The sequence below is a fragment of the Tessaracoccus sp. genome (assembly GCF_016714275.1).
In the GTDB taxonomy this organism is placed as follows: domain Bacteria; phylum Actinomycetota; class Actinomycetes; order Propionibacteriales; family Propionibacteriaceae; genus Arachnia.
Genome location: NZ_JADJNP010000001.1, coordinates 1,192,108 through 1,212,619 on the forward strand (window position 1 = coordinate 1,192,108; position 20,512 = coordinate 1,212,619).

Genomic DNA, 20,512 nt, shown 5'->3' on the forward strand with positions numbered 1-20,512 from the left:
CGTTCCGTGAACGCCACCCTATCCTGGCGTCGTGACGGTGGAGATCGGATGGCCCTTGGCCTTGGCGCTCGGGGTCCTGATCGTCGGCGGAGGGGCCGTCGCCGTCGCGGGCAGAGTGCCCGTTGCGAGGTCCATTCCCTGGGCCGCCGTCCGCGCCGGCGTCCAACTCCTGGCCGTCACCCTTGTCGTCGGCCTCGCCCTGCAGCAGGTCGCGTACGCCATCGCCTTCGTGGCCGTCATGTTCCTCATCGGGGCCTACACGACGGCGCAGCGCACCGGCCTGACGACCTGGCTGGGACGCGCCTCAGCGGCATTGGCGATGCTCGCCGGCGCGCTTCCCGTGCTCGTGGTCATCTTCGCCTCCGGCGTCGCGCCCCTGAACGGCCCGGCCATCGTTCCCATCGCCGGCATCCTCGTCGGCAACGTGATGTCGGTCCACACGCTTGCCGGCCGTCGCGCGTTCGCCGATCTCCGCGATGGGACCAAAGAGTACGAGGCGTACCTCTCGCTCGGGTACTGGCGCTCGCAGGCCATCCACAACGTCGTCTCTCCCAACCTCCACGAGGCCCTCATCCCCGCGCTCGACCAGACCCGCACCGTCGGCCTCGTCACCCTCCCCGGCGCCTACATCGGCGTGCTGCTGGGCGGCGGCTCGCCGTGGGCCGCCGCAGCCGCGCAGATCCTCGTCCTCGTGGGCATCAACACCGCGCAGGTGTCGGTGGCGGTCACCGCCCGCTGGCTGATGTCGCAGACCTGGCTGCTGCCACCGGACCTCAAGCTGCGGTTGCGTCCCTAGCGGCGCCCCACTAAGCGCCGCGTCCGATGCCGCGGGGCAGGCGCTTCGGGTCCCAGCCTAGGAGGCGCTTCGCGCGTTCGAAGGCGAAGCGGTCCGTCATACCGCCGACATAGGTGACCGCGCCGCGCACGAGGTCCTCGTCGCGGTACTCCTCCGGCATCGCGGCCGGGTTCTCGAGGTAATGGTCGACCAGCGCGCGGAGGACCTTGACCACCGTCACCGACTGCGCCACCGACTCCGGGCGCGTGTAGATCCGTTCGTAGTTGAACCGGCGTAGCTCGCCCAGCGCCTCGGCGGTCACCGCGTCCATGCCGACGACGCCCGTGCGGCTGGTCGTATTGATCACCGCGTTGATGAACGTCGCCAGCTGCTGGCGGCGCGTGACCCCGGCGACCTCGCGCACCACCTCGGGCACGTCGTCGAGCGTGACGATGCCCGCGTAGATCGCGTCCTCGAGGTCGTGCGCGCAGTAGGCGATCCGGTCCGCCCACGACACGATCTCGCCCTCCACCGTCGACGGTGCGGGCCGCGACCAGGAGTGGTTGCGGATGCCGTCGAGCGTCTGTGCGGTGAGATTGAGGCTGGTCAGCACGACGTCGGCGCCCCAGGGACCGTGGTCGTAGCCGCCCTCGATATACGCGTCGAACGCGTCCTCGGAGGCATGGCCGCCCGGGCCGTGACCGCAGTCGTGGCCGAGCGCGATCGCGTCGGCCAGCGTCACGTTCACGCCGATCCCGCGCGCCATCGCCACCGCGGCCTGCGCCACCTCGATGGCGTGCGTCAACCGGGTGCGCTGGTGGTCCGTCGGATACACGACGACCTGCGTCTTGCCCGCCAGCCGCCGGAACGCGGCGGAATGCACGATCCGGTCGCGGTCGCGTTCGAAGCACGTGCGGAACTCGTCGGGCTCCTCCGCGACCACGCGGTCGCCGGCACCGTCGGCGAAGCTCGCCTCCGGCACGTACAGCAGCCGCTCCAGTTCCTCGCGCGCGGCCCGACGGCGCGGCTCGCGCGAGGCGACCCGCGCCTTCGACGTCTCGTGGGCGGTGATCAGGTCCGCGCCGTGGCCGTGCATGGTGGCGGCCCAGAGCTTCGCACGCGGCAGCGGGGTGTCGTCGTTCATGTCAGCGCCAACCTACTGCACCGCGCACCACTAACGCTCCGAGCGCGCCTTCCACTCCGACTGCTGGTTGCCGACGTAGATCTGCCGCGGCCGGTAGATGCGCTGCGCGGGGTTGTCATTGACTTCCTTCCAGTGCGCGATCCAGCCCGGCGTGCGGCCGATCGCGAACATCACCGTGAACATGTCGACGGGGATGCCGATCGCGCGCAGGATGATGCCCGAGTAGAAGTCGACGTTCGGGTATAGCTTGCGCGACGCGAAGTAGTCGTCGGCGAGCGCCGCCTGCTCCACCTCGCGGGCGATGTCCAGCAGCGGGTCCGTGATGTGCATCGCGTCCAGCAGCGAGTCCGCCGCCTCCTTGAGGATCTTCGCGCGCGGGTCGAAGTTGCGGTAGACGCGGTGCCCGAAGCCCATCAGCTTCACGCCCGAGTTGCGGTCCTTCGCGAGGCTGACGTACTGCTGGGCCGTCATCTCGCCGTCGCGGATCGACTCCAGCATCTCGATCACGCCCATGTTCGCGCCGCCGTGCTTCGGTCCCCACAGCGCGTTGACGCCCGCGGAGACCGACGCGTACATGTTCGCGCCGCCCGAGGCCACCATGCGCACCGTCGACGTGGAGCAGTTCTGCTCGTGGTCGGCGTGCAGCACCAGGAACATGTTGAGCGCGTGCGCCACCTCGGGCGTCGCCTCATAGTCGCGGTAGGGCACCGAGAACATCATGTGGAGGAAGTTCTCGGCGTACGGCAGGTCGTAGCGCGGGTAGGCGATCGGCTGGCCGATGTGCGACTTGTACGACGCCGCAGCGATCGTCCGCGTCTTCGCGATGAGGCTCGCGGCGGCCGCCTTGAAGCCGTTCGAGTCCGTGAACTGGTGCTCGGGCATGTCATGGCTCTGCAGGGCGCTGATCATCGCCGACAGGATGCTCATCGGGTGCGCGTTCGAGGGGAAGCCGTCGAAGTGCTTGCGCATGTCGCGGTGCAACGCCGAGTTCTCCGTGAGGAGGTCGCGGAACTCGTCGCGCTCCTCATCGTCCGGGAGCTCGCCGAAGATCAGCAGCTCCGCGGTCTCGATGAAGCTCGACCGCGCCGCGAGATCCTCGATCGGCACGCCGCGATAGCGCAGGATGCCCAACTCTCCGTCGATGAACGTGATCGCCGACCGGCAGGAACCCGTGTTGCCGTAGCCGTCGTCGAGCGTGATGAATCCGGTCTTCGAGCGGAGCTTGGAGATGTCGATCCCGCGCTCGCCCTCGGTCCCCGTCACGACAGGCAGTTGATGCTCCACGCCGTCGATCGTCAGAGTCACGAAGTCCGTCATGTGCGTCTCCCCTCCGGGCCCGCGGGGTGCAGGCCGCGTAGGGGGAATCTATCGGTCCGGGGATCGGGCGGGCTGTTGGGGTCCGTCAACCGCCCGAGACGCCGACCTCGGCCTCGCTCAGGTCCAGCTCGGAGCCGGACATGTCGTCGTACCAGCCGTGCGGGAGAACGACCTTGCCACGCGGCGATCCCTGACGGCCGCGGGGCGTGCCGAGCTCGCCGACGGGGAACTCCGCGTCGGCGTCGAGGAGGCCGACGAGCTCCGTCAGCTCCGCCAGCGACGACACCATCGCGAACCGACGACGCAGGTCGCCTACCGGGTATCCCTTGAAGTACCAGGCCATGTGCTTGCGGAGGTCGGTCAGGCCGTGGCGCTCACCCTGCAGCCCTGCGAGCAGCTCCGCGTGGCGCAGCAGCATGCGACCGACCTCGCCCAGGTTGGGCCGCAGCCGCAGCTCCTCACCGCGGAACGCGGCGGCAAGGTCGCCGAACAGCCACGGGCGCCCCAGGCAGCCGCGGCCGATCACGACGCCGGCGCATCCCGTCTCCGCCATCATGCGCAGCGCGTCCTCTGCCTCCCAGATGTCGCCGTTGCCGAGCACGGGGATGTCGACGGCGTCGGCCAGCTCCGCGATGCGTTCCCAGTCGGCCTCGCCCGAGTACGCCTGCTGCACGGTGCGGCCGTGCAGCGCGATGGCCGCCGCCCCCTCCTCTTGGGCGATCCTGCCCGCGTCGAGGAACGTCTGATGCTCGGAGTCGATGCCGATCCGCGTCTTGATGGTGACCGGCACCCCGAACTCGTCGGCTGCGCGCACCGTCTCGCGCACGATCGCGCGCAGCCGGTCGCGCTTGTACGGCAGCACTCCCCCGCCGCCCTTGCGCGTGACCTTCGGCACGGGGCAGCCGAAGTTGAGGTCGATGTGGTCGACGGCGTAGTCGCGAGCCAGGATCCGAGCGGCGTCGGCCATGACGTCGGGGTCGACGCCGTACAGCTGCACGGACCGCGTGGTCTCCCCCGGGTCGAACGCCAGCATGTCCTTGGTCTTGTGATCGCCGACGACCAACCCGCGCGACGTGATCATCTCGCACACGTACAGCCCCGCGCCCTGCTCCCGACACAGCTGCCGGTACGCCGCGTTTGTCACGCCGGCCATCGGCGCGAGCACCACCGGCAGTTGCACGACGACGGCGTCGCGGCGGCTCGGCGCGTGCAGGCGCAAGGGCGCGTGGGTGGTCATGACTCTCCTGGGATCGGCGACGGGTCAGTTTACCTTTCCGGTGCGGTTCATTGGTTTCGACACGGACCCGGCGCTTCGCGCTGGGGTCCGGCTCAACCAGCGGTGGGTCTACCTTGACACGCATTCAACGCGCGTTGACAATGGCGTCACCCACACCGTCGCGGAGGTACGAATGTCCCTGATGCTTGGCAATGACCGGCTCTCGATACGGCTCACCACCTCGGACGAGCACCCCGTCCAGGTCGAGGCCGTCGGCGGCATCGACACGCCGCTGACACCGCTCGTCGAGGTCCTGCTGTTGGGCGAAGGCAGGGCGGCCAACCAGACCCGAGGGTTGACAAGGACGGGCGGCGGACAGGCGCTCCGCTACGCGGGACACCACCTCGCCGACGACGGGGCCGACATCGTTTGGCAACGTTCGACCGACGGTGCCCTCGCGGCCGAGACGCGCATCGTCGTCCGTGACCGCTCGCTCGCCTTCCAGACCACGCTCACCAACACCGGCGCCGTTCCACTCATCGTCGAGTCCGTCACCTCCGGCGTGCTGCCCATCCCCTATTCGATGAAGGACACCGACGTCGTCACCGGCCGCTCCTCCTGGTGCGCCGAGAATCGCTGGCGCACGGAGACGCTGGAGGACGCAGGCCTCGTCGACTGCGGCTCTGCCCGCATGGCCGTGCCCGGCAGCGCCACCATAGCCCGCGTCGGCCGCTCCACCTGGACCACCGACGGCCCGCTGCCGGTCGGCGGGCTCGAGGACCGAATGACCGGCGACGGCCTCGCGTGGCAGGTCGCGGGTGGCGGCCCTTGGCGATGGGAGCTCGACTCCACGGAGCCTGGCCGGTTCCTCCTGGCCGGGAGCGGCGCCACACACGTGGACCACGCGTGGAGCGTGACTCTCCATCCCGGCGACAACGTCACGACCCCCGAGCTGATCGTTGCCTCCTCCCCCGACGGCTGGGACGGCGCCATCCGCGAACTCACCCGGCACCGTCGCGATGATGCCGCCGCGCGCACCACCCCGCTGGGCCGCACAGCCCTGGTCTTCAACGACTACATGAACACCCTCATGGCCGATCCCACCGATGAGAAGCTGCTCCCGCTCATCGCCGCCGCGGCCGACGCCGGCGCCGAGGTGTTCTGCATCGACGCCGGCTGGTACGACGACTCCGGCGACTGGTGGCCGAGCGTCGGGGAATGGCTCCCATCGACCACGCGCTTCGGTACCGTCGGCCTGCAGGGCGTCCTGGACGCCATCCGCGACCGCGGCATGGTGCCGGGCCTGTGGCTGGAGCCCGAGGTCGTCGGCGTGCGCTCGCCGCTGGTGGACGAGCTTCCGCCTTCGGCGTTCCTCCGGAGGCTTGGGCGGCCGATCGTCGAGCACACGCGCTACTTCCTCGACCTGCGGTCCGCGGAGGCCCGCGCGCACCTGGACGCCGCATTCGACCGTCTAGTCGCCATGGGCGTCGGCTTCTTCAAGCTCGACTACAACGTCACGCCCGGCCTGGGCGCCGACTCGGGCGGCCGCGAGCCTGGCGGCGGCCTCCAATCCACGTCGATGCCGCACTCTCGTGGTTCGACGCGCTGCGCGAACGTCACCCGTCGGTCGTGATCGAGAACTGCGGCTCCGGCGCGATGCGCCAGGACTGGGCACAGGTGTCGCGGTTCGACCTGCAGTCGACCTCGGACCAGCAGGACTATCTGCTCTACCCGCCGATCGCCGTCGGCGCGCCCATGATGCTGCTGCCCGAGCAGGCGGGCAACTGGGCCTACGCGCAGCCCGAGATGACGCAAGAGGAGATCGCCTTCGTGCACGTCACCGGCCTCTCCGGCCGGCCCTACTTCTCGGGGCACCTCGACAGGATGTCAGACGCGCAGCTCGCGCTCGTCCGGGAGGCGGCCGACACCTGGAAGGCCATCCGCGACGAGGTCACCCTCTCCGTGCCGTTCTGGCCCACCGGCCTGCCGCGGTGGAGCGACGACACGCTGTCGGTCGGCCTGCTCGGCCCCGACGGCGCGGCCCACATCGCCGTGTGGAACCGCTCCGACGTCGCCGCGCCGGTCGACCTCCAACTCCCGGCCGGTCTCACCGCGGGCGCGGTGCGCCAGGTCTACCCCGCCGGGCTGCGCGGCTGGGCCGCCCGCATCGACCCCAGCGGCCGGACCCTCTCCCTTGATGCCCCTGCCGGACCGACGGCGCGGCTGTTCCGGATCGATCTACGGTAGTTCCGTGCCCACGGAGAGGACCGCGCGCAGCACGCGCCTGGACGTCGCCCGTCTGGCGGGTGTGAGCCCGGCGGTGGTCAGCTACGTGATCAACGGCGGGCCGCGACCGGTCGCAGCGACGACCCGGGCGCGCGTCGAGCAGGCCGTCGCCGAGCTCGGGTACCGTCCGAACAAGGCCGCCAGCGCGCTGGCGCGCGGCCGGTCCCAGCAGGTAGGGCTGGTCGTCGTCGACAACACGAGCCCGTTCTACGCGGAGCTCACCGCCGCCATCGACAACGAGCTGTTCCGCCGCGGCATGACGCTGATCACCGTCAGCGCCGTCCACCGGCCGAAGGACGCGCAGGTCACCGCATTGGAGTCGCTCGCGGAGCACGACGTCAGCGCCGTGATCGTCGCCGCGGACCTGCACCAAGCCGATGTCGCCTATGCCCAGGCGGAGGGGCTTCCGCTCGTCGTCCTGAACGAGATGGCCCCGTCGGACGGGGTCAGCTCGGCGATCGTCGACTACCGCACGGCGACCATCGAAGCGGTGCGGCACCTCGTCGGTCATGGCCGTCGCCGGATCGGCTTCGTCGGCCACTTCCTCCACGACCTGCGCTATCCGGCGTGGCGCGATGCGCTCGACGGCGCGGGCCTCACGCCCGGCCCTGCCATCGACTGCGACTGGCCGATCGACGCCGGCTACGAGGCGGGCCGCAGGCTCGGGGCGGAGCACCGCGGGGAGGTCGATGCACTGTTCGTCGCCAGCGACGCGCTCGCGATGGGTTGCATCGCCGGCCTGCGCGAGGCCGGCCTGAACGTCCCGGACGACATCGCGATCGTCGCGTTCGACGGCACCCGGATCGCCCCCTACATCGGGCCCGGACTGACGACGATGGCGCAGCCCATCGAGCGCATCGCCGCGGACACCGTCGACCTCGTGCTCGACCCCGAAAGCAGGCCGGGCACGCATCTCACCTACTCGGCAGACATGGTCGTGCGCCACTCCTGCGGCTGCTGACGGGAAAGGGCCGGTGCCAGTCCCGCGGACTGGCACCGGCCCTTTCCCGGTTCACACCACTAGTTGAACAGCGCGTTGACCTGTTCGTTGGCCGCGGTCAGCGAGCTCGCGGGCGCACTGCCGGCCAGGACGGCATCCATCGCGGGCTTCATGACGCCCTCGATCTTGGCCGCGTTCTCGGTGATCGGGAACAGGGCCGTCGAGCCGTTGTCCACGTGCACGGTGAACGAAGACACGTCGATGTCCTTTGCCTTGAAGGCCGCGGAGGCCTTCTCCGTGCCGCTCTTCAGCGCCGGGAACACGACGCCCATCTCACCGACGACGTCCTGGCATGCCGGCGAGGCCATGTACTTGACCCACTTCGCCGCGTTCTCCTGGTTCTTGCTGCCTGCCCAGATGGAGTCGGCGAGGCCGTTGAACATGGAGACGCGACCCTCGGGACCCTCAGGCGTCGGCGCGAGGCCGACGTTGATGCCGTTGTAGCCGAAGTACGTGTTGATCATCCACGAGCCGTTGGCGTTGATCGCGGTCTTGCTCGCGCCGAAATTGTCGTTCATCGACGCGCCGACCGTTGTCTCCAGCTTCGGCATGTAGCCCTTCTCGATCAGGCCGGCCCACCAGGCGATGGAGTCCTGGAACCTCGGGTCGTCGAAGTTGTACTTGCTGCCCCAGGGATTGGTGTCGGTGTGGCGCCAGCCGGTGCTGCCGACGAACCAGAACCATTCGGTCTGGCCGACACCGGCGCCCGAGGCGGGCAGGCCGAGGCCGTAGACCGCGACGTTGTTCTTGTCGAAGCCCGCCTCGTCACCACGCTTGCCGTTCTTGTCGACGGTGAGCTTGGCGACAGCCTTCTCGAAGCTGCCGCCGTCCTGCGGGTTCCAGGTCATGTTCGCCATCTCGTCATCGGAGATGCCCGCCTCCTTCACCATGTCCTTGTTGTAGAACAGCGCGACGGTGTCCCAGTCCTTCGGCAGGCCGTAGCGCTTGCCGTCCTGGCCCACCCAGAGGTCGGCGAGGCCGTCGGCGAAGCCCGCCATGTCGACTCCGTCCTCGCTGATCTCGGCAAGCTGCTTGGTCTTGACGAAGTCCGGGTACTTGGCGAGGTGGTCGGCGAACACGTCGGGAGCGGTGCCTGCGGCCATGCCGTTGGTCACCTTTCCCCAGTAGTCGCCCCAGCCCGTCTGGGTGATCTTCACGGTCACGCCCTCGTTGGCCTTCGCGAAGTCATCCGCGCACTGCTGGTACGCGGGAAGCTGGGCCGCATCCCAGAGCCAGTAGCTGATCTCGCCGCTGGCGGAGCCGCCGCCAGGGCGTGCCGCCGTTCCCGCCGCATGCCGTCAGGGCGAGGGCGGAAAGAGCCAGGATTGCGCCAAAGCGCGTCTTCTTACCCATGGATGTTTCCTTTCGTTGGGTGAGTTACTTAGTGCCGTTGAAGCCGATCGAGTTGACGATCCGCTTGCCGAAGATGAAGAAGAGGATGAGGATCGGCGTCGCCGAGACCAGCGTCGCGGCCATCAGTCCGGACCAGTCGGGGGCGCCCTGAGGCGACTGGGACTTGAAGACGCCGAGGCCGACGGTGAGCACGCGGGTCTGCTCGTTGCTGACGAGCAGCGGCCAGAAGTAGTCGTTCCACTGGCCCATGAAGGTCAGCAGGGCGAGAGTCGAGAGAGGCGCGGCAGCCTGCGGGAGCACGATCTGGAAGAAGATGCGCCATTGGCGGGCGCCGTCGATCATGGCGGCCTCCTCCACCTCGCGCGACATGTTCAGGAAGAACTGCCGCATGAAGAAGATGGCGAACGGCGTCATGAAGATGTACGGCAGCATCAGGCCGGCGTAGGTACCGAGCCAGGGTCCCGGCATAGTCCTATCTCACGTTGTCAGGAGCAGGTCGGCGGCCCGGTTGATGTCTCGGGAGATATAGCGTAGGCCAGCGGCGATGTTGTCCCAGCCTGCCAGACGTAGCAGGCTGATGGCGATGTTGCGGAGGGTGGCCATGATCTCGGCGCCGGTGCCGGTGTGGACCCTGCAGCGGTCCTCGTCAAAAGTGACATCCCTGACCCAATGAAGGCGGTTCTCTATTCCCCAGTGATGCTGCACCCAGTTGGCCACGACGCGAGGCTGTGCCTGTGACATCGGCTTGGAGCAGATCAGGTAAGCCACTTCCACGCTGCGCTTGCCTTTACGGGTGGTGGTACGGCGGACCTGCAACACCTGCCTGGCCCCAGGGAAGTCGATCCAGGCCGGCACCTCGATCGCTTTGACGGTGCGGGTGGCCTTGCGGCCATGACCGACTTCGGTGGTAGTACAGCCCACTGGTATCCGGGTCCAGGGCAGGGCGGCGATCTGCTTGTGCAGGGTGGGCTGGTTCTTCTTCACCGTGAAGACGAAGTCGGCGCCGTTGTCGGTGAGGAAGGTAGCCGTGGCGGTTTGCGTATGGAGCGCATCCGCGGACACGATCACTCCGGTCAGGTCCATCGTGCCTAGTAGATCCCGTAATGCCGGGATCTCATTGGTCTTGGCATCGACCCGTGCCTGGGCCAGTACCAGGCCCGTGTCGTGACTGAGCACCGAGACCAGATGCGGTAGGCAACCATCGGTCCCGCCGGATCGGCGCAGCGTCTTACCATCGACCGCGACCGCCCGGGCTCCGCCGACCCCGGTGTGGCGCTGTCGCATCCAGGCACCGCACAGCAGGTTGAACATGACCGGATCGCAGGCTTCCAGCACCCGACGGATCGTGCTCTCCGACGGGATCGGTGTCGACATCTGCACCCGTCGCAGCAGGGCTGGGCCGAGGTCTTGAGCCCAGTCCCAGATCCCGACCAGCGACTCGGCACCGGCCGCGACGGCAGCAACCGCGAGCGTGAGGATCACCTCCAGCCGATGCCGCCGACCGCGCCGATGCCGGGGGTCCGGGACCTGGGTGAGTAGTTCGAGGATGTTAACGGCGTGCGGCATGCCAGGTTCGACATGGGCGGCCGTGACAGGGGAAGATGTCACTGGACGCGGTCCTTCGAGACGAGAACGGATGGGTTGACACCCCGATCTCAACCCGAAGACCGCGTCTCTTGGTCCACGACACGCCGACAAACCCAGCAAAACCCCTAGCCAGGAGCATCCTCAACAACCTTGCCGGGGCCCTGGGTACCGAGCAGCCCGAGGTCTCGCACGAGCAGGAAGTTCGGCAGCGAGGTGAAGATCGGCGGGACGAGCACGGTGGCCAGGAACAGGCCGAACACCTTGTCGCGGTGCTTCCACTGGAGGCGGGAGAACGCGTAGGCGGCCATCGAGCTGAAGAACACGGCGAACGCCGTCGTGACGGTCGCGAAGATGACCGAGTTCATCATGTACTGCCAGAAGTTGATCGAGGCGCCCGAGCCGCCCTCGGCCATCGCCTCGGCCTGCGACTGCATACCGAAGACGCGCTTGAAGGCGCCGAGGTTGAAGTCGGCCGGCAAGAGGCTCGCGGAGTTTGCCGCGAGGGATCCGTTGGTAGAAAGGGCCGTGCGCAGCACCCAGTAGAACGGAGCGATGCTGATGAAGATGAAGAGGATCAGGACGGCCCACGCGGCGATGCGCCCGGCGGACCACTTCGATCCAGTGGCGATTGACGATTGCATGTTCAGGTGCTCCCTTAGCCCAGGTCCGACTCGTTGCCCCGCAGGAACTTCATCTGCAGGAAGGCGATGACGCCGAGGATGATGAACAGGATCACGGCGAGGGCGGAGCCGTAGCCGAAGTCCTGCTGGTCGAAGGCCCGCTGATAGATGTAGAACTGCATCACGCGGCTCGCGTTGACGGGGCCGCCCTGGGTGGTGACCGCGACGGTGTCGAAGATCTGGAACGAGCCGGTCACGGTGAGCACCAGCACGAGCGCGATCACGGGGCGCAACAGCGGGAGCGTCACGCGGCGGAATACCTGAATCGGGTTCGCGCCATCGATCGCCGCCGCCTCGTACACGGTGTTCGGGATGGCCTGGAGGCCCGCGAAGATGAGCAGCGCGGTGTAGCCCATGTGGCGCCACGTGTTGATCAGCGCCTGCGTCGGGATGGCCCAGGTCTCGGAGCCGAAGAACGCGACGCGCGGCAGCCCGACCCACTCGATGAACTGGTTGACGATGCCGATGTTGTAGTCGAGGAGCCAGAACCAGAGGAGCGCGGCGATGACGTTCGCCATCAGGTACGGCATCAGCAGCGTGCCGCGGATGAAGGTCGACTGCGCTATCCCGTTCATCAGCAACGCAAGGCCCAGCGCACAAGCCGTCTGGAGCACGATGTTGATGAGCACGTACTGCACGGTGACGAGGATCGCGTTGTGGAACAGCGGGTCCCTCGCGATCGCCGCGTAGTTGTCCATCCCCACCCACTCCGGCGAGCCGAGGATGCTGTACTCGGTGAAGCTCAGGTACAGGCCCCGGATCGTCGGGTAGATGAAGAACAGGACGAGGCCGATCGACGCCGGCAAGATGAACAGCAGCGCTGAACCGAGGTCGCTGCGGTGCTTTCGACGTCGTGAGACGTCCGGGGCAGACCCCGCGATGGCTGTATTACTCACAGACACACTCCTTCGTTGGACTTGTGTTGGCGCGGACGTTACACGAGTCACCAAGACTGCAACAAGACGTGTCATCAGATTGCCACCTCGCAATACACGCCGACGGTCCTTCGGTAGCGGTCTTGCCGATTCTTTTACCTTGTCAACAGCGATTTGCGCGTCCTTAGGATCGCGCCAGACCAAGACCGACGTTATCCAATCGTGACCTGTTGACTCGTGTCACCATCTGTCAATAGACTCGTGTCATGAACGCAGTTTCACCCTTCTCCCTCGGCATCGTCGGCGCGGGCCAGTTCGCCGGCCAGTTCGCCAAGCTCTTCAAGGCACACCCCCTCGTCTCGACGGTTCAGGTCACCGACCTGCTGCCCGAGCGCGCGGCGGAGTTGAACGTCCAGTACCACCTCGACGGCACCTTCGACTCGTTCGAGGACCTGCTGGCCAGCGACGTCGACGCCGTCGCGCTCTTCACGCAGCGCTGGACCCACGGCCCGTTGGTCCTGAAGGCCCTCGACGCCGGAAAGCACGTCTACTCCGCCGTCCCGATGGCCATCTCCGTCGAGGAGATCGAGCAGATCATCGCCAAGGTCAAGGAGACCGGGCTCATCTACATGATGGGCGAGACCAGCTACTACAACCCGGCGACGATCTTCGCGCGCGAGAAGGCTGAGGAGGGCGCCTTCGGCCGCATCTTCTACGCCGAGGGCGACTACGTCCACGACATGGACCTCGGCTTCTACGCCGCCTACCAGTACAGCGGCGGAGAGGACTGGAAGAAGACGGCCAGCTACCCGCCCATGCTCTACCCGACCCACTCGGTCGGCGGCGTGCTCGGCGCCATCGGCGGCCACGCCGTGAGCGTCAGCTGCATCGGCGTGCGCGACGACCGCGGCGACGGCGTGTTCGACCGCGAGGTCAGCATGTTCGACAACGACTTCTCCAACGCCTCGGCACTGTTCGAGCTGGCCGGGGGCGGCTCGATGCGGATCAACGAGTTCCGCCGCGTCGGCTACCCCTGCCACATCCGCGAGAGCCGGTTCCGCTACTTCGGCACCGAGGGCAGCTTCGAGCAGACCGTCGACTACGCCGTATGGCAGGACAAGGAGTCGGCCACCCGCGTCACCGACCAGATCGAGACCAAGCCCACGATGAGCCTGGACGACCCCTCGCTGGCCGGCATCGATCCCGCGCTGCGCGACGCCTTCGTCTCCGGCCTCGCCCCGGTGCACGACCCCAGCCGCCTGCCGGAGGAGCTGCGCACGCTGCCCAGCGGCCATGAGGGCAGCCACCAGTTTCTCGTCGACGACTTCGTGGTTGCCGTCGCCAACGGCACCCTGCCGCCCGTCAACGCCTGGGTGGCAGCCCGGTACACGCTGCCCGGCATCATCGCTCACCAGTCCGCACTACAGGGAGGCGTGCGGCTCCCGGTCCCCGACTTCGGGGACGCGCCCCAGGGATAGGGAAAGCTCTCATGCGGGCACGCGCGCAACCCTCGATTAGGATGGCGCGCGCGTCCGCCCCATCACCCGCGAAGCCCGCTGCCACGAGGAACGACGTGGCGCGCCTCGCGCGGGTCAGCCCGGCGGTCGTCAGTTACGTCGTCAACCGCTCCAAGCGCGTCTCCCCCGAGACCGAAGCGCGCGTGCGCCAGGCCATCGCGATGCTGGGCTATCGCCCGAACTCCGCGGCCCGCTCACTCCGCCTCGGCTCCACCGAGACCCTCGGCATGGTGGTCCCCGACAGCACGAACCCCTACTTCGCGGCGCTCGCCCACCGGGTCGAGCGTGCCGCGATCGAGCGCGGCTACGACCTGATCGTCGGCAACTCCGACGGCTCCCTCGACGGCGAGCGTCGCCTCCTCGACCAGTTCGCCGCTCGCCGGGTCGATGGCGTCCTCCTCTGCAGCAATGTCTACCGGCCCTCCGTTGCGGGCCTGCGCGCCGACAGCATTCCCGTCGTCCTCCTCAACCATGCGGTGCACCCGCCGGGCATCACCTCGATCGGCGTCGACATGCAGCTCGGCGCACGGCTCGCCGTCGAGCACCTCGCCGGCCACGGGCACCGCACCATCGGGCTCGTGATCGGGACGGACGAACTCCAGGACGCGCGCCACGTGGGCTGGATCGACGCCCTGGCCGGCCTCGGCCTGGAGCAGGGCCCGGTCGTCGCCGTCCCCTTCAATCACGGGGGCGGGTACGAGGCGGGGAAGAGGCTCCTCGCCGACGGCACCCTCCCCCCTGCTCTCTTCGTGAGCTCGGACCGCCAGGCGACCGGCCTGCTGCTCGCCCTGCACGAGGCCGGTGTGCGGATCCCCGACGACGTCGCCGTCGTCGGCTTCGACGGCGCCGAGGATGGCGCGTACACGTGGCCGCCGCTCACGACGATCGCGCAGCCCGTCGAGCAGATGGCCAGCACCGCGGTCGCGCTGATGATCGACGGTGCCGACGACGCGACGCACGAGGTCTTCCCGCCGACGCTGCTGATCCGCCGCTCCTGCGGTTGCTGACGCTCAGCCGATCCGCTCGAGCTCGAAGAGCACCGCCGTCGCCGGCTGCATGTAGGGGGCCCGGAGGCCGACCATCGACAACTGCGCCCCCGTGGCCTCGAGCGGGTGCCTCGTCCACTCCTGGCGAAGCGTCTCGGGCATGTGCTGGCGGTCGATCACCGTGACGCGGTAGCGCGCCTGGGGATCGAGGCCCGGGAACCGCAGCCGACCGAGGCTCGCGGAGCTCGTGACGCGCAGCATCGACAGCGAGAAGATCGCCTTGTCAGCCGCGATGACGCCCTTGAAGTACACCTCGGGGTCGGCGAGATCTGCCCGGACGAGGCGGCCGGTGCAGATGGTGTCGCGGTTGCGCTTGTACCAGCCGATCCACCAGCCGAGCTGGGCGAACTCCTCGTCGGTGGCCGTCGTCAGGTCCCACTCGATGCCGAAGTGCCCGAACACGGCGGTCGCGGCACGGAAGTTGAGGTCGTGCCAGCGCGCGGTCGTGTGCGAACGGCCGGAGGCCACGTGGCTGCCCATCAGCTCGAGCGGGAGCAGCTGTGCGGTCCACCACAGCATCCGCTGCCGCTCCTCGGGGTCGATGTTGTCCGACACCCAGATGCGCTCCGCGCGCTCCATCACCTCGAGGTCGACGCGGCCGCCGCCCGACGAACACGACTCCCACTCCATGTGCGGGAAGCGGGACCGGAGCTCGTCAAGGAGGCGATAGAACGCCCTTGTCTGCGCGGAGACGCCCGGCCGGCCCGACGGTGCGGTCCCAGCGTCGATCAGGTCGCGGTTGTGGTCCCACTTGATGTAGTCGATGTGATTGCCGGTGAAGACCGCGCTGAGCTGGTCGAGCACGTGCTGGTAGGCACCGGGGATCGCGAGGTTCAGCACCTGCTGGTGCCGCTGCTCGATCGGCAGCCGTCCGCCGCCGGGCTGCAGGATCCACTCGGGGTGGGCGCGCGCCAGGTCGGAGTCGAGGTTGACCATCTCCGGCTCGATCCACAGCCCGAACTGCATGCCGAGCCCACGCACGTGATCGATCAGCGGGGTGAGGCCGTCCGGCCAGACATCCGCGCTGACCACCCAGTCGCCGAGGCCGGCGAAGTCGTTCCGACGGGCGCCGAACCAGCCATCGTCGAGGACGTAGCGCTCGACGCCGAGCACGGCGGCCTTGTCCGCCAGGTCCTTCAGGCGCGCGAGATCGTGGTCGAAGTAGACGGCCTCCCAGACGTTCAGGGTCACGGGGCGCGCGGTCTCGGGGTGGACGGGGAGCGCGCGCAGGTGATGGTGAAAGCGCGCGGCCTGGGCATCGAGGCCATCGGCGTAGGCGAAGTACACCCACGGCGTCGCGTAGGACTGGCCGCCGGCCAGGTCTCCCTCGCCGGGGAGCAGGAGCTCGCCGCCCCCGACGACGTTCGCGCCGACGTAGTCGCGCTGCGCCTGGTGCACGTGGTTGCCGCTGAACGCGGTGTGGACGCCCCACACCTCTCCCCCGCGGTAGCCGAATCCCGCCACGCCCAGGTTCAGCACGTAGGCCGAGTTCGCGCTGGTGCGCCCGAACCTGCTCTCGCGACGGTGCGCGCCCTGGTTCAGCGCGCCATACTGCACCGCGCGCTCGTTGCCCCAGCGGCCACCGAAGTCGAGGATCTCCCGTGCCTGGCTCGGCACCGGGAGGTTCACGGTCAGCTCGTCGACGCGGTAGGTCGTCTCGCCGAGGTTGGTCACCTCCGCCTTTGCCCGCACGAGGCCGGTCGCCCGCATCTCGACGACGATGGTGAGCGCGAGCCCGGAGGCCGGGGCCTCCGCGCGGTACTCGACGACGCCCGCGCCGGCGTCGACCAGGTCATCGCCCAGCGGCGCGCCGTCGATGCTCGCGCCGATCAGCGTCCAGGCGGGGCTCCAGTCGGCGCCATCACGGGATCCGATGAGACCCGGCGTCCCCGACCACCCGAACCGCCCCTCAGGAACGATGCCGAGTACCATCCCGGTGTCCGGCCCGTTGGGCGCAGGCGCCCAACGGTCGGCGACGGTGAGGGCCGAGATGTCGGCATCAGCGAGGGGCCCGGGATCTGCTCCCCAGTGCAGGACACGCGGAAGCCCGCCTTGGTCGCTGACAAGCACGAGCGCGACGCCGTCGGCGCGCAGGCAGACCCGAGTATCCATGTTCATTCCACCCTTTCGAAGACCGGCGACGCCGAGTCTAGCGGCCCCGAAGGCCGGATGGTGACACGAGTCACCTTAGGTCGCGCGGCTCGTTGTCGCCGAGGTCTTCGGGCGGGAGATACGCCGTCGGCTCATCGATGGCGGCGGCCAGCAGCGGGGTCAGCAACATCTTCGCCTCGTACCCGTTGAACGAGCGCCGATAGGCGCCCACCGACTCCCAGCGGCCGACCAGCGCCCAGAGCTCCTGGTCGTCGAGATTGCGGACAAGCTCGATGCCCTGGCACCCCTCGCGCATCCCCCACCACTGGATGACAGGGCGGGCCTCCGCCTCGAACACGGGGCCGGGGGCGCGGAAGCGGATCACGACGAGCATGACCCAAACCTATAGAAGGCCCGCCGATGCGTCGTCTCCACAAGAGCCCGGCGCGCCAGGCGATTTGATCCTCGCCGCAGACCTGTTGATAATGGTTTTCATGTTGAAGCGTCTCGTCCTTCCCCTCAGCGCCGTCCTGGCCCTCTCGGCGTGCGGCGGCCCTGCCACCGGCCCGTCCGGCGGAAGCCCCGACGCCCCGCCTGCGGGATCGGCGAAGGTCGTCGCCGCGTTCTATCCGCTCGAGTGGGCCTCCGCGCAAGTGCTAGGCGACGCCGGCACGGTGGACACCCTGACGGCGCCGGGCGTCGAGGCGCACGACCTCGAACTCACCCCGCGCCAGATCGCCTCACTCGCCGACGCCGACCTCGTCGTCTATCTCAAGGGCTTCCAGCCCGCCGTCGACAGCGCCATCGAGCAGTCGGGCGCGAAGAACGTCCTCGACGTGGGCACCGTCGCGAACCTCCTGCCCGCCGCAGACGGACACTCGCACGACGAGGGCCACACGGACGAGGAGGGCCACGACGAAGATGAGCACGGCCACGGCGCCGAGGACGGTCACGATCACGGCGACATCGACCCGCATTTCTGGCAGGATCCGACCCGCATGGCAGCGGTCGTGAAGGAACTCGCGACCACGCTCACCACCGTGGGGCCGGATGCCGCCGCGTCACTGACCGCCAACGCCGACGCGACCGTCGCCGAGCTGGAGAAGGTCGACGGCGAGTTCGCCACAGGCCTGGCGTCCTGCGAGCGCACCGAGTTCATCACCACCCACGAGGCATTCAACTACCTCGCGCAGCGGTACGGCCTCACCGAGATCGGCATCTCCGGCATCAACCCCGACGCCGAGCCGTCTCCCGCCCGCATCGCGGCGATCCACGAGGAGGCCAAGGAACACGGCATCACCACGATCTTCTTCGAGACGCTGACCTCCCCCGCCGTCGCAGAGGCCATCGCCGGCGACCTGGGCCTGAAGACGGCCGTGCTCGACCCGCTCGAGGGGGTGACCGAGAACTCGCCCGGGACGGACTACCCTTCGATCATGCGCGCGAACCTCGAAGCCCTGCGGGCGGCGAATGGCTGTCAATGACCTCGTCGACGCCGAAGGCGTCTACGTCTCGCTCGACGGCATGCCGATCCTCCGCGACGTCACCGTCCGCGTGGCGCCAGGTGAGGCCGTCGCGCTGCTCGGCGGCAACGGATCCGGGAAGTCGACGCTGATCCGCACCCTTCTGGGGCTCATCCCCCACCAGGAGGGTCGCATCGCGCTGCTCGGGACGCCGCTGGCGCAGTTCCACGACTGGCGCCGGGTCGGCTACGTGCCGCAGACGAGCGCCATCAACGTCGCCAACGCCACGGTGCGCGAGATTGTGTCATCGGGCCGCCTTGCGCACCGCCGGCCGTTCCGGTGGGCAACCGCCGACGACCGCGCCGCCATGGACGACGCACTCGCGCAGGTGGGCCTCGCCGATCGGGCGCACTGGCCGTTCGCGGCACTGTCCGGCGGGCAGAAGCAGCGGGTGCTGATCGCGCGTGCCTTGGCTACCCGGCCGGACCTGCTCGTCATGGACGAGCCTCTGGCCGGCGTAGATCTCCACAGCCAGGCCGGCCTCGCGGAGCTGCTGGGCGGCCTCCGCGATGACGGACTCGGCCTGCTGGTCGTGCTCCACGAGCGCGGCCCCATGGGCGACGTCCTCGATCGCACCGTGACGCTGTGTGACGGCCGCGTCGTCGACGACGAACACACGCACGCCGCTGAGGAGTGCGGCGCGCCGACAGAGCCATCCGCCGTCGGCCTCGTCGACCCGATCGCCGGGGTGATCTCGTGATCGAGGTCCTCGCGCTCCCCTTCATGCAGCGCGCTCTGCTCGCCGCGGTCCTGAGCGGGCTGATCGCGCCGGCCATCGGCACCTACATCGTGCAGCGCCGGATGAGCCTGCTCGGCGACGGCCTCGGCCACGTCGCGATCATGGGCGTCGGCCTCGCCCTCATGACCGGCTGGGCGCCCCTGCCTGTAGCGGTGGTCACGTGCGTCGTCGGCGCGGTGATCGTCGAGTTGCTGCGGCAGCACGGCAAGACCTCCGGCGACCTTGGACTGGCCATCCTCTTCTATGGCGGCCTCGCCTCCGGCGTCCTCATGGCGGGCATCGCGGGCCAGGGTGCCGGCGGGCTATCGGCGTACCTTTTCGGGTCGCTGACCTCCGTCACGCCCACTGACCTCTACGTCATCGTCGGCCTCGCCGTCGTGATCCTGGTGCTCAGCATCGGCCTCGCCCCGCGTCTGTTCGCCGTCGCGGTGGACGAGGACTTCGCCCGCGTGCTCGGCATCCGGGTGAAGCTGCTCAACCTCTTGGTGGTCGTGCTTGCGGCCGTGACCGTTACGGTGTCGATGCGCACCGTCGGGCTCCTGCTGATCAGCGCGCTCATGGTGATTCCCGTCGCCACCGCACAGCAGGCGTTCGTCGGGTTCTATCCCGCATTCTTCGGCTCGATGGGCGTCGGTGTGCTCGCGGCCGTGACCGGCACGGTCGGCTCGTTCTATCTGGACACGGCGACGGGGGCGACGATCGTCGTGACCGCCATCGCGCTGCTCGGCGTGAGCTGGGTCGTCGGCTCGCGGCTGCGTCGCTCCGATCGGTTCATTCCCTTCGTCGAGGATCACGGCGCGCAGCCGCACCAGCAGGCGGAGAATCACAACGACAGCCACGCGCACGCCGCGGGAGTGAAGGTCATCCAGCACGGCGACCATCTAGACTACGTCCACGACGGGCACCGGCACGCCCGTCATGGAGATCACTATGACGAACATTAAGCCCGCCACGCGCCACACCTGGCAGCGTGCCGCCGTCCGCGACCTACTCGAGGGCGGCGAGGAGTTCCGCACCGCGCAGCAGATCCACGATCGGCTCCGCGACGAGGGCGCAAGGGTCGGCTTGGCGACGGTGTACCGGGCGCTGCAGTCGATGGCCGACGCCAGCGAGGTCGACGTGATCCGCACCCCGGAGGGCGAGGCCGCCTACCGACACTGCTCTGAGGGCCACCACCATCACCTGGTCTGCCGCCGCTGCGGCTTCTCGGTCGAGATCGAGGCGGCCTTCGTCGAGTCCTGGGCCGCGCAGATCGCGTCGCAGCACGGCTTCACCGATACCGGCCATGAGCTGGAGTTGTTCGGCCTCTGCCGCGACTGCACCCCCACGGCTGGCTGACCGCTGGTTGAGCGTTGGCGAGATG

General features: G+C 68.7%; 20 protein-coding genes. 10 read left to right on the forward strand and 10 right to left on the reverse strand.

All coding sequences use genetic code 11. The features are described from left to right. Nucleotides 1-31 precede the first annotated feature (31 nt). Entirely contained in the window at nucleotides 32-796 is a 765-nt protein-coding gene (locus tag IPJ61_RS05565) for an ABC transporter permease (protein ID WP_297103952.1), read from the forward strand. 10 nt (nucleotides 797-806) lie between these two features. On the opposite strand, the gene IPJ61_RS05570 is transcribed toward IPJ61_RS05565, so the two are convergent. The 3 genes from IPJ61_RS05570 to dusB form a co-directional block, all read right to left on the reverse strand. Further along, nucleotides 807-1,871, reverse strand: a complete 1,065-nt coding sequence (locus tag IPJ61_RS05570; protein ID WP_459251264.1) for an HD domain-containing protein — start codon at nucleotides 1,869-1,871, stop codon at nucleotides 807-809. Nucleotides 1,872-1,949: 78 nt separating this feature from the next. After that, nucleotides 1,950-3,236, reverse strand: coding sequence for a citrate synthase (locus IPJ61_RS05575; RefSeq protein ID WP_297103956.1), 1,287 nt, complete (start codon nucleotides 3,234-3,236; stop codon nucleotides 1,950-1,952). An 85-nt stretch (nucleotides 3,237-3,321) separates the two neighbouring features. After that, entirely contained in the window at nucleotides 3,322-4,473 is a 1,152-nt protein-coding gene (gene dusB, locus IPJ61_RS05580) for a tRNA dihydrouridine synthase DusB (protein WP_297103958.1), read from the reverse strand. 172 nt (nucleotides 4,474-4,645) lie between these two features. Here dusB and IPJ61_RS05585 point away from each other — a divergent pair, with 172 nt between their 5' ends. Genes IPJ61_RS05585 through IPJ61_RS05595 form a run of 3 tightly spaced genes read left to right on the forward strand, consistent with a single transcriptional unit; the run spans nucleotide 4,646 to nucleotide 7,699 of the window. After that, nucleotides 4,646-6,085 (forward strand): alpha-galactosidase, encoded by a 1,440-nt coding sequence (locus IPJ61_RS05585; protein WP_297103960.1) that lies wholly within the window; start codon nucleotides 4,646-4,648, stop codon nucleotides 6,083-6,085. Continuing rightward, entirely contained in the window at nucleotides 6,082-6,699 is a 618-nt protein-coding gene (locus IPJ61_RS05590; RefSeq protein ID WP_297103962.1) for an alpha-amylase family protein, read from the forward strand. Before IPJ61_RS05585 ends, IPJ61_RS05590 begins: the two co-directional genes overlap by 4 nt. Before the next feature lie 4 nt (nucleotides 6,700-6,703). After that, entirely contained in the window at nucleotides 6,704-7,699 is a 996-nt protein-coding gene (locus IPJ61_RS05595) for a LacI family DNA-binding transcriptional regulator (RefSeq protein WP_297103964.1), read from the forward strand. 59 nt (nucleotides 7,700-7,758) lie between these two features. Here IPJ61_RS05595 and IPJ61_RS05600 read toward each other — a convergent pair whose 3' ends face one another. From IPJ61_RS05600 to IPJ61_RS05620, 5 genes are all read right to left on the reverse strand, one after another. Continuing rightward, nucleotides 7,759-8,982 (reverse strand): ABC transporter substrate-binding protein, encoded by a 1,224-nt coding sequence (locus IPJ61_RS05600; protein ID WP_297105551.1) that lies wholly within the window; start codon nucleotides 8,980-8,982, stop codon nucleotides 7,759-7,761. 133 nt (nucleotides 8,983-9,115) lie between these two features. Continuing rightward, entirely contained in the window at nucleotides 9,116-9,559 is a 444-nt protein-coding gene (locus IPJ61_RS05605; RefSeq protein ID WP_297103966.1) for a carbohydrate ABC transporter permease, read from the reverse strand. Nucleotides 9,560-9,568: 9 nt separating this feature from the next. Continuing rightward, nucleotides 9,569-10,657: an ISAs1 family transposase gene (locus IPJ61_RS05610; protein ID WP_297103968.1), complete on the reverse strand. Its 1,089-nt coding sequence runs from the start codon at nucleotides 10,655-10,657 to the stop codon at nucleotides 9,569-9,571. Nucleotides 10,658-10,803: 146 nt separating this feature from the next. Further along, entirely contained in the window at nucleotides 10,804-11,319 is a 516-nt protein-coding gene (locus IPJ61_RS05615) for a carbohydrate ABC transporter permease (protein WP_297103969.1), read from the reverse strand. 14 nt (nucleotides 11,320-11,333) lie between these two features. Then, a complete protein-coding gene (locus tag IPJ61_RS05620) occupies nucleotides 11,334-12,254 on the reverse strand; it encodes a carbohydrate ABC transporter permease (protein ID WP_297103971.1) in 921 nt (306 codons plus the stop codon). Between the two features lie 245 nt (nucleotides 12,255-12,499). Here IPJ61_RS05620 and IPJ61_RS05625 point away from each other — a divergent pair, with 245 nt between their 5' ends. Together IPJ61_RS05625 and IPJ61_RS05630 are read left to right on the forward strand one after the other, a co-directional pair. Further along, the gene (locus tag IPJ61_RS05625) at nucleotides 12,500-13,711 is read left to right on the forward strand and encodes a Gfo/Idh/MocA family protein (RefSeq protein ID WP_297103974.1); all 1,212 of its coding nucleotides are present in this window, start codon (nucleotides 12,500-12,502) and stop codon (nucleotides 13,709-13,711) included. Nucleotides 13,712-13,806: 95 nt separating this feature from the next. Next, the gene (locus IPJ61_RS05630) at nucleotides 13,807-14,757 is read left to right on the forward strand and encodes a LacI family DNA-binding transcriptional regulator (protein ID WP_297103976.1); all 951 of its coding nucleotides are present in this window, start codon (nucleotides 13,807-13,809) and stop codon (nucleotides 14,755-14,757) included. 3 nt (nucleotides 14,758-14,760) lie between these two features. Here the strand turns inward: IPJ61_RS05630 and IPJ61_RS05635 are convergent, their stop codons facing one another. Together IPJ61_RS05635 and IPJ61_RS05640 are read right to left on the reverse strand one after the other, a co-directional pair. After that, on the reverse strand, nucleotides 14,761-16,908 hold the full coding sequence (locus IPJ61_RS05635; RefSeq protein WP_297103986.1) for an alpha-galactosidase: 2,148 nt from the start codon (nucleotides 16,906-16,908) through the stop codon (nucleotides 14,761-14,763). Between the two features lie 70 nt (nucleotides 16,909-16,978). Continuing rightward, nucleotides 16,979-17,281, reverse strand: coding sequence for an antibiotic biosynthesis monooxygenase (locus IPJ61_RS05640; RefSeq protein WP_297103988.1), 303 nt, complete (start codon nucleotides 17,279-17,281; stop codon nucleotides 16,979-16,981). Between the two features lie 100 nt (nucleotides 17,282-17,381). Here IPJ61_RS05640 and IPJ61_RS05645 point away from each other — a divergent pair, with 100 nt between their 5' ends. The 4 genes from IPJ61_RS05645 to IPJ61_RS05660 are packed head-to-tail and all read left to right on the forward strand — an operon-like array spanning nucleotide 17,382 to nucleotide 20,487. Further along, a complete protein-coding gene (locus IPJ61_RS05645; protein WP_297103990.1) occupies nucleotides 17,382-18,371 on the forward strand; it encodes a metal ABC transporter substrate-binding protein in 990 nt (329 codons plus the stop codon). Next, the gene (locus IPJ61_RS05650; protein WP_297103992.1) at nucleotides 18,358-19,110 is read left to right on the forward strand and encodes a metal ABC transporter ATP-binding protein; all 753 of its coding nucleotides are present in this window, start codon (nucleotides 18,358-18,360) and stop codon (nucleotides 19,108-19,110) included. The genes IPJ61_RS05645 and IPJ61_RS05650 overlap by 14 nt, the downstream gene beginning before the upstream one ends. Then, entirely contained in the window at nucleotides 19,110-20,093 is a 984-nt protein-coding gene (locus IPJ61_RS05655) for a metal ABC transporter permease (RefSeq protein WP_297105553.1), read from the forward strand. The genes IPJ61_RS05650 and IPJ61_RS05655 overlap by 1 nt, the downstream gene beginning before the upstream one ends. After that, entirely contained in the window at nucleotides 20,080-20,487 is a 408-nt protein-coding gene (locus IPJ61_RS05660) for a Fur family transcriptional regulator (protein ID WP_297103994.1), read from the forward strand. Before IPJ61_RS05655 ends, IPJ61_RS05660 begins: the two co-directional genes overlap by 14 nt. Nucleotides 20,488-20,512: the final 25 nt, after the last annotated feature.

Bases quoted from the DNA above. Each gene is read 5' to 3' on its own strand.
- IPJ61_RS05625 (WP_297103974.1), top strand. From the start codon at position 12,500: ATGAACGCAGTTTCACCCTTCTCCCTCGGCATCGTCGGCGCGGGCCAG.
- IPJ61_RS05605 (WP_297103966.1), bottom strand. From the start codon at position 9,559: ATGCCGGGACCCTGGCTCGGTACCTACGCCGGCCTGATGCTGCCGTAC.
- IPJ61_RS05645 (WP_297103990.1), top strand. From the start codon at position 17,382: ATGTTGAAGCGTCTCGTCCTTCCCCTCAGCGCCGTCCTGGCCCTCTCG.
- IPJ61_RS05615 (WP_297103969.1), bottom strand. From the start codon at position 11,319: ATGCAATCGTCAATCGCCACTGGATCGAAGTGGTCCGCCGGGCGCATC.
- IPJ61_RS05640 (WP_297103988.1), bottom strand. From the start codon at position 17,281: ATGCTCGTCGTGATCCGCTTCCGCGCCCCCGGCCCCGTGTTCGAGGCG.
- IPJ61_RS05585 (WP_297103960.1), top strand. From the start codon at position 4,646: ATGTCCCTGATGCTTGGCAATGACCGGCTCTCGATACGGCTCACCACC.
- IPJ61_RS05575 (WP_297103956.1), bottom strand. From the start codon at position 3,236: ATGACGGACTTCGTGACTCTGACGATCGACGGCGTGGAGCATCAACTG.
- IPJ61_RS05635 (WP_297103986.1), bottom strand. From the start codon at position 16,908: ATGGATACTCGGGTCTGCCTGCGCGCCGACGGCGTCGCGCTCGTGCTT.
- dusB (WP_297103958.1), bottom strand. From the start codon at position 4,473: ATGACCACCCACGCGCCCTTGCGCCTGCACGCGCCGAGCCGCCGCGAC.
- IPJ61_RS05650 (WP_297103992.1), top strand. From the start codon at position 18,358: ATGGCTGTCAATGACCTCGTCGACGCCGAAGGCGTCTACGTCTCGCTC.
- IPJ61_RS05660 (WP_297103994.1), top strand. From the start codon at position 20,080: ATGACGAACATTAAGCCCGCCACGCGCCACACCTGGCAGCGTGCCGCC.
- IPJ61_RS05570 (WP_459251264.1), bottom strand. From the start codon at position 1,871: ATGCACGGCCACGGCGCGGACCTGATCACCGCCCACGAGACGTCGAAG.
- IPJ61_RS05610 (WP_297103968.1), bottom strand. From the start codon at position 10,657: ATGCCGCACGCCGTTAACATCCTCGAACTACTCACCCAGGTCCCGGAC.